This window comes from Helicobacter baculiformis (assembly GCF_900197685.1).
GTDB classification, from domain to species: domain Bacteria; phylum Campylobacterota; class Campylobacteria; order Campylobacterales; family Helicobacteraceae; genus Helicobacter; species Helicobacter baculiformis.
This window is the reverse complement of sequence record NZ_FZMF01000014.1, coordinates 1-16,117: the sequence shown is the minus strand read 5'-3', so window position 1 is coordinate 16,117 and position 16,117 is coordinate 1. Positions and strand designations below refer to the sequence as shown.

Genomic DNA, 16,117 nt, shown 5'->3' with positions numbered 1-16,117 from the left:
TCAACCTCCACGCAATGTCTGAATCGCCTTGCTAATTCGATCCACGAGAAAATCTACATCTTCTAAAGTATGACTATAGTGCAAACTCACGCGCAACCAACCCGGTTTTAGCCCCTTCTCTTGCAAAGTGCAAAAACTACTATCTTCCATATCAAGCAGGTCATGTCCATAGGGTCCCGCGCATGAACACCCGGCCCGAGTCTCGATGCCAAATTGATGGCTAAGAAAACGCGCTAAAGTATAGCAAGACACCCCACTGGCGTTAAACGCCACATTACCCAGTCGTGGAGTACGGGTATTGCCATAGATTTGTACGGCCGGAATCTGCTCTAAGGCGTGCATAAAAACTTTAGAGAGCATGCTCTCGCGTCGCCTGATGGTAGACATGCCAATTTCATTACGCAATTGCAACGCCAACGCTGCTCTAAAGAGTTGTACTAAACCATAAGTGCCCACTTCTTCGCGCACATCTGGGTTGTCCACATACTCTTGCGTGCTTCGACTCACATACTTTACTACTCCACCCCCGCTAAAGCTAGGGGGCAAGGTGTTATCAATAAGATCTCTTTTTACGCCCAAAATCCCGCATGCCCCCACCCCCCCCAAGAGTTTATGTGCGGAGAGAAAGAGCGCATCAAAATCCAACACTTCCAAGTTATCATGCGGGCTAAAGGCGGCTGCATCAAAGGCCAAACGGGCTTGATAACGCGCGCAAAGTTTGGCGATTTCCTTGTAAGGCACAATCATGCCCGTAACATTAGAGGCCACGCCCACAGAAACAAGGGGAGCAAATCCACGGGCATTTTTTTGAGCTTCTTGCAAAGCTTGTTCTAAATTCTGCAAAGAAAATAGCCCTTGCGCATCTAGTTCCAAACGCACCACTTCACATAACCCCTCGCGCCAAGAGATTTCATTGGAATGGTGCTCATAAGGTCCGATAATAACCCTGGGTAGGGCAATTCCCTTCAATTTGCCTAACACTTGACGAGTTTTTGGGGGAATATAAATCCCTAAAATTTCTTGGAATCGTTTGATTGCATGGCTAGCTCCAAATCCAGAAGCGAGAACGACAAAATCCTCGCTCAAACCCAAACTCTGTTTGATACGTGCTTTGCTCTCTAGGTAGACTTGCTGCATCAATGCTGCGTGTTTAGAAAACTCCGAGTGCGCATTAGCATAAAAGGGCAGGAGCTTGAGCACGCGCTTTTCTATTAGGGTGCTAGCCAGTCCAGAAGCCGTCCAGTCAAAGTAGCGCACCCCTTTTTTCAAGATGAGACTCTCACGCACACATGTAAGCTGTCGGGCTTTTGGTTGCGCCTTGAGCAGGGGGGCAAACGCCTGCGCTAAAAAGCGTTGCGAGTCCTTGGGGTCTAGTAGAGTTTGGTCCATGTGAGCTTAGTTCCTCCCAAAATGTGGAAATGCAAATGAGGCACCTCCTGCCCCCCATCAGTGCCGATATTAGTGATGAGTCTGTAACCTTTTTGATCGAGCCCTAAGACCTTGACAACTTCTAAAATAAAGGCATTGATTTTAGCAGAGAGTTCCGGGGTGATGGCGTTAAAATCCTTCACGCCCACTTTGGGAATCACGAGCACATGGACGGGGGCCTTGGGGTTGATGTCCTCAAAGGCTAAAAAATCCTGATTTTCCAAGACCTTTTTACAAGGCAACTCTCCAGCGACAATTTTTTCAAACACATTTCTTTCTGCCACGATACACTCTTTATGATGATCTAGAGTATATTATAGCTGAATTTGCACATTTAAAGGTTAGAGCACGCCTGAGCCACTTTATGTTACAATATTTGCATCAAATTAAAGGAGTACAGGGTGGCTGGGAAAGTAGTTTTAAGAAACGAGGCGGGGGAAAGCAAGGTCTGCAAGGTGGGTTTTAGTTGGACCATTTTGTTTTTTGGTATTTTCGTGCCTTTGTTGCGCAAAGATTGGAAATGGTGTGTGATTTTTTTGGTATTTGTGGCTATAGGTGTATATTTTTACACTACTTATCCCGATGGAGACATGGCGGGTAGATTTTTGGGGCGTATCCCTATGTTCTTTGATCTAATCATGGCCTTTGTTTACAATAAAATCTACATCAATGGTCTTTTAAGCAATGGCTACACCCCCCTAGAAGAAGCCGATCGCAATATTTTGAATTTACATGGTTGGCGTTTTTCTTAAGTAAACTAAAAATTATAATTCAAATACACCGTAACCGAGCGTCCCGGACCAGGTTCCCTGCCTGTGGGGCTGGTGCCAATCCCTCGAAAATAGTATTTCATATCAAAGATATTATTCACCTGCAAACTGCCCGTAATTTGATGCCGTCCGCTCTGCCAAAATACTTGGCTTAGTTGCACATTCCACACCCAATACCAAGGCAAAAGCCCCACGCTATTACAACCATAAGTCGCTCCATCAATACTATAGCCAAAATTAAAACAAGCGGTTTTTGGAGTGGCTTGATTAAGAATAGAAGAGTAGGCGCGGCTGTAGAAGTAACTAGAAAGTCCAAAAGTGGTTTTCTTGTAGGTATAGCTCATATCAAAGATAAATTGATTGGGGCTAACATAGGGGAGTCGTTTACCCTTAAGATTAAAAGGGTGGTTGACAATGCCCCGAAAATAGCTAGGGTTATCCTGCGCATTGTTAGTGATACGCGCATCGATGTAAGTGTAGGCTAGATGCATTTGTAGCCCTTTAATGGGGGCATAGTAAAGCTCCAATTCCACGCCCTGACTCTTGGCATCAATGTCTAGACTATTGCTTCCATACCCACCACTATAATAATGGTTAGCAAGAATCACAAAGCAGCTCGCGTTAAAGCTCAAGAGATTTTTATAGGAATAGCGCGATCCCACTTCAAATTCATTAAAGATTTGGTTGTAATTGGTCGAAAAGATACTCACTGATTTGGCTTGTGGCGGGATAAAACTACGGCGGTAGTTGAAATACATCACCCAATTTTCTAAGGGCTTGTATCCTAGGTTAAGGGCAGGACTCCATTGGTTATCTGTTTTTTTGATCGTCTGAGAGGCACTAAACTGCCCACTAGTGGCATTAACATTTTCAGGCAACACTTTTTTGTAGTCTAGGAAAGTATAGCGAAACCCGGGGGTTAGCACCAATTTGCCTTGAAAAAATTCCCATTTATGACTCATGTAAAACACAACATAATTGTTAAACATCTCTAAATTTTGACTCGCTTTTGTATCAAAAAGAAAGCCGGACATATTGCAAGTGCCATTGCTAAGGGAAGCACATTTATTTTCTAGAAATCTGAACCACATATTGCTAGACATGTAGCGCATGCCAATTTTAAAAGTGTGCTTGATATGTTTAGTCTGCCATACTAGGTTTGTATTGGGCTCAATCGCGTTAATGAGGTAACGACGAGGGTGATCGCCAATACTAAAGCCCTGGTAATTTTGGTTGGTATAGACCGGCCCTAAACTAGGGTCTGTATTGACATTCAGGAAGTTAGAGTCAAATTGGAAGTCCCGGCTGATATCATGCCCATAATAGGTGAGAGTGAAATCCCCGCCTAGCTTGTCTGTATCGCCAAAAAAGGTTTGATACACAGCCCCCCAGCGCATTGCCTTACCACTTTTGTCATTATTCGGGCGGTTATTTTGGAAGCGATTTTGTTCATAGGCTTGTACGCCTAGAGATCCGGGATCGGTCAAGAAAAACTTATAGTATTGGTAATAAGCTGTGATTTTATGGTTTTCGTTGATTTGATAGATTGCGTCTAAAAGATAGTTTTGAATATTGGTGGGGCTGTCCATACGGAAACCCTGACCAGCGATGTAGTTAGCTTGGACCTGCACGCCTACATGGTTATTAAACATTCCCCCGCTTTTTAAATAGGTGTTGTATAAAAAGTTATTGGCTAGAGTTTTGATAAAGGGTTGATTTTGACTGGCTGGTCCTGCAAATCCCCCATTGCTTGCACGCCCCCAGGCAGTCATACGCTCGGCGATTTGGTTCTCCCATTTATTTGGAATGGGCTTCGTGATAATATTGATTACACCCCCAAAGGCATTAGGTCCATACTGCACACTCTCCCCCCCCTTGATCACGCTGATACGATCGACGGATTGGAAGGTTACCGGGAAAATGGGCATGCCAATATCCACATAAGGCGCGACATAGACCGGAATCCCATTAACTAAAATCATACCTGTATTGCTATGCCCTGAGCCCCCGCTTCCAAAGCCTCTTACAGAGAAACTAGGCACAGCGCCTACCCCTGTAGCGTTGCGAATATGCACCCCGGGCACATTTTGCAGGGCTTCTTCGATGCTTTGGTTAGCCTGTTGAGTGAGTTGCTTGTGCGAAATGACAGTTTGGCTACCTAAGTAATTTCTCACTTCAGGACTACGCCAACTTTTAGGAGCTTCTTCGTTGAGAGTTGATCCTGTGGTTTCTACTCTTTGTAGGCGGTGGGTTTTAACAGCTTCCTGTGCACCCAGTGCTAAATAGCCCGCAGACAACAATACCAAAGATTTACGCATACAACGCTCCTTGTAGAAATGAGAGCCGATAATACAATATCAATTATAAGAATTATATTAATTTAATGCCTATGTATGGAGAAATTTATGGAGAAATTTTTGTATACTCAATGGTTAGCACCAAAAGCGCATGGAGGCATGCATGAAAAACTATGTCGTTTCAGATTTACACTTTTTTCATGCGAACATTATTAGGTATTCCGCACTTCCTTTTAACTCTGTGGAGGAACTTAATCAAGAGTGGCTCAACATGTTAGATTGCGTAGAACAAGATGATATTGTTTGGTATTTGGGTGATCTCACTTTGGCTAGAAAAACATCTAAGGCGCTTAATACCCTTCTTTCTAGTTTAAAGGGCCAAAAAATTTTGATCAAAGGTAACCATGATCTCTTACTGGATAACGCTTATAGTAATTGTAAATTTCTTGTTTGGAAGAAGCTTTTTCATATCCTTGATTTTGAAATGGGCGATCTTTATAGATTTATTATGTGCCACTATCCGCCCGATTCTCAAGAATATAATCGTTTAGTTGCTGACGAAATTCTAGCAGAATGGATGCAAAAGGAAGAAGAGAGAGCTTCAGTCAAAACTTATTGGCTACATGGACATACACATACAAGACAGATACAAGCTCCACATGCAAACGCTATCAATGTATGCATTGACTTTAGATATAAGAAGCAAATGCCCATTTTCTGTATCGAAGATTTTTTACGCAATCTGCCCCCTTTAAGGGGCACTTACACCTAGAAGAAAGTGTAGCGTTGGGCTAGAGGCACTTCTGAGGCGGGTTTAGAGGTGCAGAGTTTGCCATCTACAAAGACCTCGAAGGTTTTAGGATCCACGGTGATCTTAGCCGTTTTGTCGTTAAATTTGAAATCCTTCTTGGTGATGTTGCGGCAGTTTTTCACGGGTAGCACCTTGCGCTCTAAGCCTAGTTTCTCTTTCACGCCATTTTCATAGGCAACTTTGGAAACGAAAGTAATGCTCGTGTCAAATTTAGCCTTGCCATGGTGTCCAAACATTTCGCGGTAATAAACCGGTTGGGGAGTGGGCACGGACGCGTTGGAGTCGCCCATTTCAGAGAAGACCACCATACCGCCCTTGATCACGATTTTAGGTTTCACACCAAAAAAGGCAGGATTCCACACCACCAAGTCAGCGATCTTGCCCTCTTCCACAGAGCCGATATACTCGCTCACGCCATGTGTCAAAGCAGGATTAATAGTGTATTTGGAGATATAGCGCTTAATGCGGAAATTATCGTTATCTTTGCCATCTTCTGGAAGCTTACCAAATTCTTTTTTATTCTTATCTGCAGTCTGCCAAGTTCTAGGAATCACTTCCCCCGCGCGCCCCATTGCTTGAGAATCCGAGCTAGTCATGGCGATCACACCCATATCATGGAGCACATCTTCAGCCGCGATAGAGCCGGGGCGGATACGGCTTTGAGAAAATTGGAGATCCTCGCGGATGCGTTTATCCAAGTGGTGGCAGGTCATAAGCATGTCTAAGTGTTCTGCAACCGTATTAATGGTATAGGGGATAGTAGGGGTTGTGGAGGAGGGTAGAATATTCACTTCGCCTGCCATGGTGATAACATCAGGTGAGTGTCCTCCACCCGCTCCCTCAATGTGGTAGGCATGGATGGCGCGCCCGTTCATCGCATTCAGGGTGTCATCTACATAACCTGCCTCATTGACCGTATCGGTGTGGATACAGACTTGCACATCGTATTCATCTGCTACACTCAAGCAATGGTCGATCGCACTTGGGGTTGTGCCCCAGTCTTCATGCAATTTAAAACCAATCGCGCCCGCTTCTACTTGTTCTACAAGTTGTTTTTTGCTAGAGCTATTGCCTTTGCCCAAAAAGCCCACATTCATAGAATACTCTTCTGCTGCGCGCAACATGCGGTGCAAGTTCCATTTGCCCGGAGTGATGGTAGTCGCATTCGTGCCATCTACAGGACCTGTGCCGCCCCCAAACATGGTGGTAACGCCATTGGCTAGAGCGGTAGGGAATTGTTGGGGAGAGAGGAAGTGAGTATGTGAGTCAATCCCACCAGCTGTGATGATCATGCCTTCCCCTGCAAGTGCTTCTGTGCCCACACCCACGACCATATGAGGGCTTACGCCATCTTGCATGTCCTTGTTTCCTGCTTTACCAATACCATGGATTTTGCCATTTTTAATCCCAATGTCGGCTTTGTAAATCCCGGTGTAGTCAATAATCATCGCATTGGTGATCACTAAATCTAGGGTGTTTTCATCAGGGCTATTGCTCTGACCCATACCCTCACGGATAGTTTTACCCGCACCAAATTTGAGCTCTTCGCCATAGGTGGTATAGTCATGTTCTACTTCTGCCCAAAGATCGGTATCTCCTAAGCGCACTTTGTCGCCTTTGGTAGGTCCGTAAGTGTTTACATATTCTTGTTTTTTCATTTTCATGGGAGTCTCCTTACTTGATAAATCCGTGAGATTTCGCTTTTTCTAGCGCTTTGTGTTTATGGCGTTCATCCGCGATGTTATTCACAAGCCCGTTCATGCCAACCACTTTTTTGCTGCCACCAAGAGGAATCAACTGCACTTTGCGGGTTTGTCCTGCCCCAATGCGTAGCGTATTGCCAGAGGGAATATCTAAGCGTTTGCCATAAGCTTTTTCCCGATCGAATTTCAACGCCTTATTAGCTTCAAAGAAGTGGAAATGGCTGCCTACATGTAAGGATTTTGGTCCTTCGTTAGTAACCTCAAGTTCGGTTACTTCTTTGCCTGCATTGAGCTCGATGTCTTTATCACAACCAAATTTCACTTCGCCCGCTTTGAAGTGCTCATCTGGTTCAATGGGCCAATTCACAGTTACAAGTTTCGTACCATCAGGAAAAGTGGCTTCTACACCTAGATCAGGGATCATGTTACCCACGCCGGGCATCACCTCGTCTTTTTTCAAAAAGTGCATGCATTCTTCCATCAGCTGAGCGACGGTCTTTTTACCACGACGTGCCTCGTCCATAATGTGGGCACTAATGTAGGCAATAGCTTCGGGTTGGTTGAGTTTTAAACCCTCTGCTTTACGCTTTCTAGCCACTTCGCCAGCATAATATAACAAGAACTTTTCTTGCTCTTTGGGTGTGAGTTTCACCTGTTGCTCCTTACTCTAAATTTTAAAGGCAAGATGATTATAGTCCAAATCCTGTTACTTTGTATTAACTTTTTAAAATAAATAATAATATTATTATATATGATAATGATAATTATTAAAAAATAATATATCATATTAAAAAAATTAATATATTTTTCACAACATAATAAGCGTTACCACACTTAAAATTTTAATGTTACACAAAGACATGGCTCTATTTTGAGAAAGGTTGAACATCCCTTCTCTGCACCCAAAGATCAATATTAAATAGAGATAAAAAAGGATTCGGTAAGGATTTGCTTAAGCTTTCAAAACCCCCCTTTGTAACTTCTAGCAAATCATCAAAAGTCCAAAGAGGTTAGTTAAAAGTAGATAATCTATCAGTCTCCAAACAACACAGCATAGGAAGCGTAAAGATTGAAGTTGTGGAAAGTCTCATGAACGAGGAAATGGGTAGACCCTGCTTGTAAATTAATCACTCTAGGAATCAAAGGACTGCTCACACCCAACTTCACAATATTGCTTCCAAGCTGAAACCTGAGCCCAGCATTCCAATGGACATTAAAGGAGTACTTCCAATAGGTTTGGAGGGCTTTAGTGGTCAGAAAGTAGTGGCTATTAGTGCCAAATAGCCCTGCAAATAGTCCGCAATAAAGACCGCTTTGGGTTGCCGGGGCTTTGAAATCATAGAGCAGATCCCCTCCCAAAGCTACGCGTGCTCCCTGCATGCGATTAAAGAGAGGGGATTTTTGGAAAAGAGGGCTTTGCACCCATTCATACCCCGCACTCGCCTGTAGAGAAAAACCCAAACGACGACTAAAGAAGTGTTGGTAACCCGTGATCACATTTGCGTTGTAGCCCACATTGGAGTAAAACTTAGAAGCTCCATTGATGGTATCTACAAAACTACCCAAGCTGGCATGGACAGCGCTTGGAGCGCTCTGTTGAGCGGGCACGCCTGTTGTAACTTGAATATTAGCCATCTTGGGATCGGCATTTTTAATTTGATCGCTATAGTCCTGGTAAGAGAAACTGAACTTATCGTCGGGGGCAGTGGGCGGTGTAAATATAGAATTAGCAGTGGGGATCACTTCCGCATATGCGTTCCCCGTAAAAAGTTGCTGAGTCGTGTTAAAAAGTGTGCTGTAGACATCAGAAAGCCCCTGCTTTAAGTAGTTAACATTCAATGGAAAATATCCCGGTCCCCCCAACTTGTCTATTTCTTTTATTTGGCGTTCAAACCAAGTTTCAAGTCCCCAAAGACCCAGCAAAGTCAAATTCTCTAGTTTTTTGCCAACATGCAGATCGGATAACAGACCATCAAATATTTTAGAAAAATACTCTCCAGCTTGGGCTCTGTTTTGTTCTTCATTGATCCCTTTTACTTCTCCAATAACTTGGTTTAGAGCTTTTGCATCAGCAACTCTATCAATCCCATCATTTGTGGCTATCTGATAGTCTATCCTTTGTTTGCCAGATTTATAATGCGGGTCCGCGTTTATCAGCTTATACATATCGTTGTATGTTTTAGTAACACCAGCCATGCCAGCATTCTGTTTAGCTGCTTCCTTAAAATCGCCGAGCACATTATCTCGTGCATTTGTGTAGGTCGAAACATTGCTATTATAGGCATTCATGCCATTTTTATAAGTGGCTTCTGCTTTTTGATATACCATTTTGTCCGAAGAAAGATTTTTATTATAGTCATTAACTTCGTTCAAAAGGCTATTGCCAAGACCCTTTAGTGTGTTCAAAGCTTGTTGGTACTTTTGGATAATTTCTTGGTTAGCTTGAACAACACTCGTGTCCTTCTCTGTAGTGGCATTGATCATCGACTGAAGCGCTTGGATTTCTGTCTCAATCTTTGCTTCTAGTTCTTGATTATTGCTCGTGTTAGGCAAATCCAGCTGACTGAGACCTTTTAAAGATTGATTACTAACCCCCACCTTAGCAACTTCATTGTTCAGAGCTTCTAAACCCTTTACCAATGCTTGTAAATCTTTATTAAGCGTTTCTTGTAGGGGAATCGCACCCGATTTAGCTACACTCAACAGATCGGGGTACTTTGAAAGAATGTTACTAAGGGTAGCATAGCTGCCCACACCCGAGAGTGTAGACACATCCTGATAACTAGAAAGCACTTCATTTTTAGCCCCGAAACCACCTCCGATAAAGAATCCATTGCGAATATCTTTACATATTAGAGGACTTAAAGTTACACACAAACCTATAGAGAGGGTTTTACGAAGTCTGAGATTCATCGTAGGACATACTCCTTTTAAGCAAACCGCCATATTTTTGGTTTCATATTGTAGCGAAGTTGGTATGGATCAGACGGGGAAGGTAAAATATCTTTAAAATGATCCTAAAAGACGATACTATTTTACACAAATATATACGGAAACCGCAACTAAAAATCACATGAAAGACAAATCCCACCCTGTTAAGGTGTAGCGTAAATGTTACAAAAGAACGAAAAACCTAAAAATTTTGCAGAAAAACTCTTGAGAAAACACGCCCCGCAAGACGGGGCGCATGCCAACTAGCTAGTCTAGTTGTCACCATGTTGTTCATGGTGGTGATGATGTTCTCCGCCATGATGATGGTGGTGGTGGTGATGTGTCCCACCATGGTAATGATGATGGTGGTGATGGTGGTGGTGTACTCCGTGTTCTTCGTGCCCTTCGTGCCCGTGGCAACATTCATCAGTATGTCCTGACATCGCGTCTCCTTCTAAAAAATTCCTAGCACTAGCTAGGTAAATGCATACTACCAAAAAAAATACTAACTTTGGTAAACCTAGTGCAATTTTAAACTATTTTCTGCAAGTAAGGCGATACATTCTTTCTCTAAAGTGTAGAGTTCGTAACGCAAAGTTTTAAAAGTAGGAGGAGGCTGGGAAGGATAGGCATACTTTAAGCACTCTTCTAGTACGCGTGCGCTTTCTTGAGCACGCTTGAAATTAGCTTGCACCATATGCAAGATGGGTTGTTTACTAGTCCGTAACACATCGCTTTCTTGGAGCACATCGTGGGCGCTATTTCTATGTACATAGAGCGCACCCACATCGGGTATACTTTTGGTAATAATATCCGTAGCGCTATGGCGGATATTTCTAAGCTTGAAGGCTAAAGCAGGGTGATCATAAAGATAGCGCAATACATCTTCTACAACCCGCACCCCCTCCTTAAAGCGGTTTAAATTAGCATCTAAAAGACGCTCAAAGGTATGCGGACTATTCGTCTTTACCACCCATGATTCCAAAAATTTGTAGCAAAGAGACAAAAACATTTAGAAAGTCCAAATAGAGCGCTGTAGCTGCTTCGATGGGTGTCGCATAAAGACCACGAATGATATTTTGGGTGTCGTAGGCGATGAACAAACTAAAGAGGATCACACTCACGCCAGCAATAGCAACTTGCATCATAGGTGAGCCTAAAAAGAGATTGATAAGAGAAGCTACCATAACCACAATCACGGCAATAAAGAGCATCTTACCCATATTGGCTAAATCGCTTTTAGTTTTTATGGCATAAACGCTCATGATTCCAAAGACGATAGTTGTCATTGCCAAAGCTTGCCAAATGGCGCTTGTACCCGCTCGTGCAATCACAAAGCCCAAGAGAGGTACAAGCGTGATGCCCGAAAGGAAAGTGAATGCAAAGAGCATCAGCAAATTGACCGTGGGCATCTTCCTAGTGAACATCAACCCAAAGAATGCGGCAAATTCCGCAATAAAGAATACCCACTTGTACTGAACAGCCATTTGAAAATTCATAAATCCCACTAATGCGCCAATGGTGGCTAGCAATAAACTAGCAGCAAAGAATTTATAGGTAGTCTTGACAAAGCCAACTAGGGCTGTGTCGTCGAGCTGCGCGGATGTTTCTATGCTGGGGTTAACATTAACATTGCGATCGTATAATGCCATAAGTACTCCTTTTGAAATAAATGGCAGGTATTATAGCACTATACCTTAATGCTAGACTTAAAATATGCTAAAGCATTTTCATGGAAGTCCCCACCTCCTAATTGGGTGTCGAAGAGGTAAAGATGAGATCGCTAGGATTGAGAGGAAGTGATCTTCCACACATCAAACTATGCTAGAATGTCTAAAAATCACGAGGATCGTCAATGTTACAAGCCACTCAAGTTAGCATGCGCTATGCCACCAAAAAGCTCTTCGAAAATGTAAATCTCAAGTTGGATGCCCATAAACGATACGGACTGATCGGAGCTAACGGGGCAGGTAAGAGTACCTTTTTAAAGATTTTAGCTGGAGAGATCGAGCCAAGTAGCGGGGAAATTAGTGTAGGTTCAGGGCTTAAGGTAGGAGTTTTGGGGCAGGATCAATACGCTTTTGAGGAATTTAGCCTAAAAGATGCGGTGCTGATGGGAAACATGACTCTGTATAAGGCGCTCAAAGAAAAGGAGCAGCTTTATACAAGCGCAGATTTGAGCGATGCAAAGATTAATGAGCGGTTAGGTGAGTTAGAAATGATTTGCGTGCAAGAAGACCCGCTATATGAGTGCGAAGTGGTGGTAGAAAAGATTTTAGAAGACTTGGGCATCCCGGCTAGTCGCCACGACGATTTAATGCAAAGTCTACCTAGCAGTGATAAATTTAAAATTCTCTTAGCTCAAGTACTCTTCCCTAAACCGGATATCCTGCTTTTGGATGAGCCCACAAACAACTTAGATTTAAACGCCATCGCGTGGCTGGAAGAAGCTCTAAAACGTCATGAGGGCACAATGGTGATCATCAGCCACGATCGTCATTTCTTAAATGCTGTGTGCACCCATATTTTAGATTTGGATTTTGGCACTCTAAGAGAGTTTAGCGGGAATTATGACGATTGGTATATCGCTTCGACTCTTATTGCGAAACAAAAGGAAGCTGAACATAATAAAAAACTTAAAGAAAAAGAGGAATTAGAGCGTTTTATTGCACGCTTTTCAGCGAATGCAAGCAAGGCAAGACAAGCGACCAGTCGCCAAAAGCAATTAGAGAAACTGGATATTCAAAGCATTGAGGTTTCAAGTCGGCGCGATCCTAGCATTGTCTTCAAACCTAACCGCCTCATTGGAAATGAAGCCCTAGAGTGCACACAAATTTCTAAATCCTATGGGGATTTAGTGGTGCTAAATAAGCTTAGTCTTAAGATTGCTCCTAAGGACAAAATCGCACTTATTGGACCTAATGGTGTAGGTAAGAGCACGCTATGTAAAATTCTGGTAGAGGAGTTGTCCCCGGATAGTGGCAGTGTCAAATGGGGGGCGACCACACAAAGAGGCTACTTCCCCCAAGATGCTAATGAGAGTATTCAAGGAGAAGAAAGTTTGTACCAATGGCTGTTTAACTTTAATAAAAAGATTGAGAGTAGCGAGGTGCGTAACGCTTTAGGGCGTATGCTTTTTAGTGGGGCAGAACAAGAAAAGAGCGTGAGCGCCTTGAGTGGAGGGGAAAAGCACCGCATGGTATTAAGCAAGCTCATGTTAGAACGAGGCAACTTTTTGGTGCTTGATGAACCCACCAACCATTTAGATTTAGAAGCAATTATCGCACTAGGAGAGGCTCTATACAAGTTTGAGGGGGCGGTGATTTGCGTAAGTCATGATAGGGAACTTATTGGTGCTTATGCGAATCGTATTATCGAACTTATGCCAAGTAAGAAGGGTGCAAAAGTGTTAGATTTTAAAGGAAGCTATGAAGAATTTTTAGAAACAAAATCTTGATAATTAAGCTGAAATATGCTAGAGCTCGGGTTGTTTTTTATGTTAAAGGAGGGGTTTTTGGTGGCTCTAAATAAAAAACAGGGATGGTCTCGCGTTTACGCACAGGCGCTCTTGGCGAGTGCGTTTGCATGCAATTTTTCAGCTTTCCTGAGTGCAGAGGAGAATGGTGTATTTTTGGGAGGCGGTTTCCAGTATTCCCATTTAGCGGGTAAAGATAACTATAGTCAGCCTCTGCTTCACTTTGTTAGGAATGGTGTCGTCTATGGTCAAGCAGGGTATGACCAGCCCGGCAAAATCTCCAGCAATCTTTATGGGGGAGATGTTCAAATTGGGTATAAGCAGTTCTTTGGCGAGAGTAAAATTTTTGGTTTGCGCTACTATGGATTTTTCAGCGGTCAAACTGGAAATGCGACTTTCTCCTTTAGTGCCGTACCTTCTCAGGGAATAGCAGCATCTTCAGTTGTGGCGCGAGCTGTAGATCTGTTTTATGGGGCGGGCATAGATATGCTTTTCAATTTCTATAAAAGCGCAGATCATGCTTTTGGACTCTTTGTAGGGGCTATGGTTGGGGGCAGCTCTTGGATGATTGGTAAAGCCTACAATACCAGCGGACATTATTGTGCTACCCCTAGCAATGGTCAATGTATCAGTGTCAACGATTATTACGCGCAGAGCGCCAAATCTGCAAAACAGAGTGGCGATTATGCTAAATTTAGCCCAACTTCCTTACAAGTTATCGTTAATGTAGGGTTGCGTCTCAATTTTACTAGACATCAGGGCTTGGAAGCAGGTGTGCGCATTCCCACTATTGAAGCGCCTTACTACATAGAGAGAAATGTCTTAATGCAGGGCAAGGATGCATACACGATCGCTCTCAAGCGCGCAGTGGTCGCTTTCGCTAACTATGTGATTAGCTTTTGAGCTAGATGAGCTGATTCCCGACACTATGATAGGCGTTATAGCATGGAGTGCTAGCGCCTTAGTCCGTTCTAACTACTGATCACTGAGTCAAGAAATGCTAAACACAACGCAAAAAGGACCGGCATGACTTTTAAGACAATAAACAACAAGTGCAATTCTTGCGCACAAGTATTCCTAGCCGGCACATTCATACTTTTATCTCTAGTTCTTTTGGACGCGGAGGATAATGGTGCGTTCGTGGAAACAGGTTTTCAGTATTCATACGTAACGGGCAAATACTACTTTAGTCAACCAACAATCCCATCAGGACATTTCAAGCAACAGGGATATAGCCAAAATGGCGCGACCTCCGGTAATCTCTTTGGGGGAGATCTCCAAATTGGTTATAAACAATTCTTTGGGGCAAATAAAACTTTTGGCTTGCGCTATTATGTTTTTTTTAGCGGACAGGTCGGAAATGAGAGAAGTACTCGTGATGCTGTATCTTCTGAGGGCCTCGCGGCGTATTCTTTGAAAATGAATGTAGCAAATCTATTTTATGGTGCGGGCATTGATGCGCTCTATAATTTTTACGAGAACTCCGATCATGCTTATGGAATCTTTGTGGGAACGATGTTAGGAGGGAGCTCATGGTTTAGAGGTGTCGCACATCTTGAAGACGGACGTTGCTTCACTACTGCAGCGAATCAATGTGTCAGCATCGATAATTATTACCTGCAGTATGCAAAACTTGCCAAGGAAGATGGCGATAAAGCTAGCTTTAACCCCACCTATGTACAACTTATCTTTAATGTAGGTTTCCGTATTAACTTCTCCAAGTATCAAGGCTTAGAAATGGGCGCGCGCATCCCCGTGATTGACGATCCTTATTATACAGAAAAGGATAGTTTATCTTCGGGAGGATACAAGTATAATATCACTCTCAGACGCGCCGTAGTGGCTTTTACTAATTATGTGATTAACTTTTAGTTCAGCAAGAAGGTGATGTATAAAGCTCACATCTTGCGCCCCTTATGACGGGAATTTTAATATCGGTTTGAGAAACCAAATTGGCTATAGGGGCTGTGGAAATCTATGATTAAGTGTTAGAGTGATTAGACTATAATTGACCTCTTTTGCTTTTTGTGAAGGACATCTATGCAAGAAGTCATAGGCGCACACACAGAACCTGCAGGCAACTAAATCTCCCATAAACAAAGCGCATCGAGCTTTTCAAATCATCTAGAGCATCACTGACAGATTGAGAGGTGCGGTAGATAGCTGGGATTTTAAATAATTTGTTTTAGGCATGATCTTTTCAAAAGAATTTTATAGGGCTCTTTGCGGATTTAAACATGTATAGAGACAAACTAGGCAAAAGTGTTAAGGAGAAAAAACGAAAAATTCGCCAATCTATTAGGAGGAATTAGAGAGATGAGGATTAGCGACTACAAAGAGAGTGGGATTGATGTTTTGGGGATACTTATGAGTTTCTGATAGGCATGTATGCCAGCAGTGCGCGCAAGAGTGGAGGGGAGTTTTTGCCCCTTTAAGAGGTCAGCAAGCTGTTAGTTAAACTAGTGTTGCATGGACAAAAAGAGATCAATAAGGTTTATAAGCCCTGTTGTAGGAGTGGCTCGCTCTTGCTCAAGTTCGCTAAGATTTTAGGCAGGGAGAACATAAAGTAGGGCTTTTTTGGCCAAGAGATCAGTTCGACCGCCTATAACCTCTGTTGCGCCAAATATGTTTTTACCATCCGCGCCGTTCTTAAATTATCGGTTGATTGGATTCGTACATATAATATAGCCCCCCCATTAATC

15 protein-coding genes are annotated in these 16,117 nt (G+C 43.1%); 6 read left to right on the top strand and 9 right to left on the bottom strand.

Translation table 11 applies throughout. The features are described from left to right. Both C6G87_RS03095 and C6G87_RS03090 read right to left on the bottom strand, forming a co-directional pair. Window positions 1-1,389, bottom strand: coding sequence for an aminotransferase class V-fold PLP-dependent enzyme (locus C6G87_RS03095; RefSeq protein WP_104752084.1), 1,389 nt, complete (start codon window positions 1,387-1,389; stop codon window positions 1-3). After that, window positions 1,371-1,712 (bottom strand): histidine triad nucleotide-binding protein, encoded by a 342-nt coding sequence (locus C6G87_RS03090; protein WP_104752083.1) that lies wholly within the window; start codon window positions 1,710-1,712, stop codon window positions 1,371-1,373. Before C6G87_RS03090 ends, C6G87_RS03095 begins: the two co-directional genes overlap by 19 nt. Before the next feature lie 117 nt (window positions 1,713-1,829). On the opposite strand from C6G87_RS03090, the gene C6G87_RS03085 reads away from it, so the two are divergent. After that, on the top strand, window positions 1,830-2,180 hold the full coding sequence (locus tag C6G87_RS03085; protein WP_104752082.1) for a hypothetical protein: 351 nt from the start codon (window positions 1,830-1,832) through the stop codon (window positions 2,178-2,180). A gap of 5 nt (window positions 2,181-2,185) precedes the next feature. On the opposite strand, the gene C6G87_RS03080 is transcribed toward C6G87_RS03085, so the two are convergent. Beyond that, window positions 2,186-4,516: a TonB-dependent receptor family protein gene (locus tag C6G87_RS03080; protein ID WP_104752081.1), complete on the bottom strand. Its 2,331-nt coding sequence runs from the start codon at window positions 4,514-4,516 to the stop codon at window positions 2,186-2,188. 142 nt (window positions 4,517-4,658) lie between these two features. Between C6G87_RS03080 and C6G87_RS03075 the strand changes: the two genes are divergently transcribed. Beyond that, complete coding sequence (locus tag C6G87_RS03075) at window positions 4,659-5,267, top strand: metallophosphoesterase (RefSeq protein WP_158653080.1); 609 nt, start codon at window positions 4,659-4,661, stop codon at window positions 5,265-5,267. On the opposite strand, the gene ureB is transcribed toward C6G87_RS03075, so the two are convergent. The 6 genes from ureB to C6G87_RS03050 form a co-directional block, all read right to left on the bottom strand. Then, complete coding sequence (gene ureB, locus C6G87_RS03070) at window positions 5,264-6,970, bottom strand: urease subunit beta (RefSeq protein ID WP_104752079.1); 1,707 nt, start codon at window positions 6,968-6,970, stop codon at window positions 5,264-5,266. The genes C6G87_RS03075 and ureB overlap by 4 nt on opposite strands. A 10-nt stretch (window positions 6,971-6,980) precedes the next feature. Further along, window positions 6,981-7,661: an urease subunit alpha gene (gene ureA / locus C6G87_RS03065; RefSeq protein ID WP_104752078.1), complete on the bottom strand. Its 681-nt coding sequence runs from the start codon at window positions 7,659-7,661 to the stop codon at window positions 6,981-6,983. Window positions 7,662-8,041: 380 nt separating this feature from the next. Beyond that, window positions 8,042-9,922, bottom strand: a complete 1,881-nt coding sequence (locus C6G87_RS03060) for a porin family protein (protein ID WP_104752077.1) — start codon at window positions 9,920-9,922, stop codon at window positions 8,042-8,044. 220 nt (window positions 9,923-10,142) lie between these two features. After that, window positions 10,143-10,367: a hypothetical protein gene (locus C6G87_RS08475; protein ID WP_158653079.1), complete on the bottom strand. Its 225-nt coding sequence runs from the start codon at window positions 10,365-10,367 to the stop codon at window positions 10,143-10,145. Window positions 10,368-10,460: 93 nt separating this feature from the next. Continuing rightward, window positions 10,461-10,913, bottom strand: a complete 453-nt coding sequence (locus tag C6G87_RS03055; protein WP_104752076.1) for a thiamine-phosphate pyrophosphorylase — start codon at window positions 10,911-10,913, stop codon at window positions 10,461-10,463. Beyond that, a complete protein-coding gene (locus C6G87_RS03050; protein WP_104752075.1) occupies window positions 10,897-11,592 on the bottom strand; it encodes a Bax inhibitor-1/YccA family protein in 696 nt (231 codons plus the stop codon). Before C6G87_RS03050 ends, C6G87_RS03055 begins: the two co-directional genes overlap by 17 nt. A 203-nt stretch (window positions 11,593-11,795) precedes the next feature. Between C6G87_RS03050 and C6G87_RS03045 the strand changes: the two genes are divergently transcribed. The 4 genes from C6G87_RS03045 to C6G87_RS09040 all read left to right on the top strand — a co-directional run bounded on the left by C6G87_RS03045 (window position 11,796) and on the right by C6G87_RS09040 (window position 15,985). After that, complete coding sequence (locus C6G87_RS03045) at window positions 11,796-13,397, top strand: ABC-F family ATP-binding cassette domain-containing protein (RefSeq protein WP_104752074.1); 1,602 nt, start codon at window positions 11,796-11,798, stop codon at window positions 13,395-13,397. A 60-nt stretch (window positions 13,398-13,457) separates the two neighbouring features. Next, window positions 13,458-14,318 (top strand): outer membrane protein, encoded by an 861-nt coding sequence (locus C6G87_RS03040; protein ID WP_324761395.1) that lies wholly within the window; start codon window positions 13,458-13,460, stop codon window positions 14,316-14,318. A 237-nt stretch (window positions 14,319-14,555) separates the two neighbouring features. Then, window positions 14,556-15,287, top strand: coding sequence for an outer membrane protein (locus C6G87_RS03035; protein ID WP_233708978.1), 732 nt, complete (start codon window positions 14,556-14,558; stop codon window positions 15,285-15,287). Between the two features lie 575 nt (window positions 15,288-15,862). Next, the gene (locus tag C6G87_RS09040) at window positions 15,863-15,985 is read left to right on the top strand and encodes a hypothetical protein (RefSeq protein WP_382262464.1); all 123 of its coding nucleotides are present in this window, start codon (window positions 15,863-15,865) and stop codon (window positions 15,983-15,985) included. Window positions 15,986-16,117: the final 132 nt, after the last annotated feature.